2 protein-coding genes and 1 pseudogene are annotated in these 2,902 nt (G+C 72.7%); 2 read left to right on the top strand and 1 reads right to left on the bottom strand.

What is annotated here, in order from left to right; all coding sequences use genetic code 11:
* Window positions 1-334 precede the first annotated feature (334 nt).
* Entirely contained in the window at window positions 335-1,486 is a 1,152-nt protein-coding gene (locus tag GXW71_RS34400) for an acyltransferase family protein (RefSeq protein WP_211858574.1), read from the top strand.
* A 53-nt stretch (window positions 1,487-1,539) separates the two neighbouring features.
* Here GXW71_RS34400 and GXW71_RS34405 read toward each other — a convergent pair whose 3' ends face one another.
* Window positions 1,540-1,869: a hypothetical protein gene (locus GXW71_RS34405; protein WP_211858576.1), complete on the bottom strand. Its 330-nt coding sequence runs from the start codon at window positions 1,867-1,869 to the stop codon at window positions 1,540-1,542.
* Window positions 1,870-2,021: 152 nt separating this feature from the next.
* On the opposite strand from GXW71_RS34405, the pseudogene GXW71_RS34410 reads away from it, so the two are divergent.
* A pseudogene (locus GXW71_RS34410) lies at window positions 2,022-2,902 on the top strand (phosphoenolpyruvate carboxylase); the annotation flags it as partial.

The raw sequence follows: 2,902 nt of genomic DNA on the forward strand, positions 1-2,902 counted from the left end.
GCGGCGGCGGGCGGCTGGGCGCTGTCCGCGGGCGGCATCGGCGCGCTCGGCTGGGCCGGCTTCGGCCTCGGCCTGCTGGCGCTCGGCCTGGCGCTGGCGACCGGGCGGCAGCCTCACGCCGCCGTGACATTCCGCTTTCCGAAATAGTAACTGATAGGTTACGATCGGTTCATGGGGAGACACTGGCGAAGGCAAGCCCGCTTGGCCGCCCGCCGAACGGCAACAGTCATCCGGCGACGACCAGTTCCGGCGCCGAACATCCAAGATCCTGCGCCTGTTTGTGCCAATCGCGCCGCCGAACAGCTTCGGCGGCGCAAGCATTGAGGGGAGCCGCGTGCGCTTCACGTCTCTGGATGCCATGCGTGGCGCCGCCGCGCTGTCCGTCGTCGTCTTCCACGCGCTGTTTTCGATCGAAGGCGGGGAAGCGCTGGTCAAGCCGCTCGACTACGCCTCCTTCGATCCCTGGACCGCGCTGCTGCTGCCGCTGCGGCCATTCTGGATGGGCGCCGAGGCGGTCATCCTCTTCTTCGTCCTCAGCGGCCTCGTGCTCACGCTTCCCGTCTTCCGGCAGGGGCTGCCCTCCTACCCCGCCTATGTCCTGAAGCGGTTCTGCCGCCTCTTTCTGCCGGCGGCGTCCGCCGTCCTGCTGAGCATCGCGCTGCTCGCGGTCGTGGGCACGGAACCAGCGGCCTGGCCCATGCCCATGCTCGACCTCCTCTGGCGGGAGCAGCCATCGATCGATCTGGTGCTGCAGCACCTGCTGCTGCTCAGCGACGGCAAGCCCGACGAGTTCTACGTCCTCGATTTGCCGCTGTGGACGCTGGAAGTGGAATGGCGCATCTCGCTGCTGCTGCCCTTCCTGGCGCTGCTGGCCCGGCGGAGCGACGTCGCCCTCCTGGCGGTCGCGGCATCGGGCATGCTGCTGCCTCCGGCGGAGCAGCGCCTGCTGGGCACGGAGACGCTGAGCAGCCTGCGCTACCTGCCGGTCTTCGCCTTCGGGGTGCTGCTCGCGAAGCATTTGGACGCCGCGCTCCGAAGGATCACGGCGCTGTCTTCCGCGGCCCGGCTTGCCCTCTGGCTGCTCTGCATCCTGCTGATCTATGCGCGGGTGCTGCTGCCGGCGCCGGCGGTGCAGGCGCATCACCGGCTGCTCATCGGCATCGGCGCGGCGCTGCTGATCGCGCTGATCCTCGCCTCCGGCCGTGCGCAGCGGGCACTCGGCGTGCGGCCGCTGCAATGGCTCGGCAGGGTCTCCTTCAGCCTCTATCTGCTGCACATGCCGATCATGCTGGCGGCCGCACGGCTGCTGCCCGATGCCGTCACGCCGGTCTGGCGGATCGCGATCGGCATCGGCCTGTCGCTGGTGCTCGCGGAGGTCTTCCATCGCCTGGTGGAGAAGCCCTCGATGCAGGCGGGGCGGACGCTGAGCGCCTGGGCAGAGGCGCGGCGGGCTCGGCCAGCGCCGGCCTACAGTGCCGGCGATTAGGCTCATGCCCGTTCGGATGACAGCACCCGAACGGGCAGGCCGTCAGGCTCCCGTTACCGGCCGCAGGCGGCCGGCGGCACCTGCTCGACCACGCTGAAGCGGCCACGGGCGACCGTCGCGCGGACGCAGGTCGAGGCCGCGGCGTGCCAGTAGAAGCGCGTCATCCCGCGGACGCGGGCCAGGCGGTAGCCACGCGCGGTGAGCTGGCGGGCGCCGGGCACCGCCCGCGCACCGACCAAGTCCGCAACCGCCGGGGCCTGCGGCGCCGCCGGGGCCGCCACCGGCGGTGGCGTCGGGGCGACCACCGGCGGCGGCGAATCGGCGCAGGCCGCCAGGCCGAATGCGAGGGCCGTAGCCCCCAGGAGATTGCGGAACGACATCATCGATTGTTTCCCTTGCGCTTCGCGCAACGACAGGATTGCGCAACGTTCCGGGGACCGCCATGGCAAATCGACCGCGGCCCCCTTGCCCCGCCGGCATGGCGCGCCTTCAAGGAGTGCTTGGCGAAGCCCCCTTCGCAAGTGCAGCATGAGGCATGGAAACGGCCGAACTGCTCGATGACCTGCTCGCGCGGCTGCGCGCCGCGCGGGACGCCGCGGCGGACGATCCCTTCGGCGACCCGGTGCTGCTGGTGTCGCTGGCGATCAGCCGCCGCCTCGATGACGGCGCGCTCGACCCCGCCGGGCTCGCGGCGCTGATCGCCCACATCGCCCGCGCCGCCGCCGCCGAACGCGCCGGGCGCCTCGCCCGCTATGTCGGGCTCGATCGCGGGCGCGAAGGCTTCGCGACGCTGGCGCAGCGCCTGATCCGCCCGGATCCGGACGACAGCCCGGTCCCCTACGCGACCTTCCGCGACGCGGTCGAGCGCACGCGCTTCGCCGCGGTCTTCACCGCGCACCCGACCTTCTCCCTGCCCCCCGCCACGCAGCAGGCGGTGGCGGACGCCGCCTGCGGCGCGGCGCTGCCCGAAGGCCTCGCCTTCCGCCCGGTGCCGGTCACGCTCGAGGATGAATTCGCCGCCGCCGAAGCCGCGATCGCCCGCGGCCGCGACGCGCTGGATGCGCTGGCGGCCGCGATCCTCGGCGCCGCCCGCGGCGTCTGGGGCGAACGCGCGCTGCATGTCGCGCCGCGCCCGGTGATCCTCGCGAGCTGGGTCGGCTACGACACCGATGGCCGCACCGATATCGGCTGGTGGGATACGCTGCGCTTCCGCCTCCGCATGAAGCGCGCGCAGTTGCTGCGCCTGCAGGGCATCGCCACCGGCGACGCCGCGGCGCTGGTCGCCGCGGCGCTCGATGCCGTGGACGCCCAGCTCGCCGCTTGTCCGCGCCCGGCGCCCGGGCAGGATGCGCCGCCCGCCGAGGCGGTGCGCGGCTTCGCCGAAGCGCTCGTCAGCCGCCGCGACGCGGCGCTGGT

Source organism: Plastoroseomonas hellenica (assembly GCF_018129085.1).
GTDB lineage: Bacteria > Pseudomonadota > Alphaproteobacteria > Acetobacterales > Acetobacteraceae > Plastoroseomonas > Plastoroseomonas hellenica.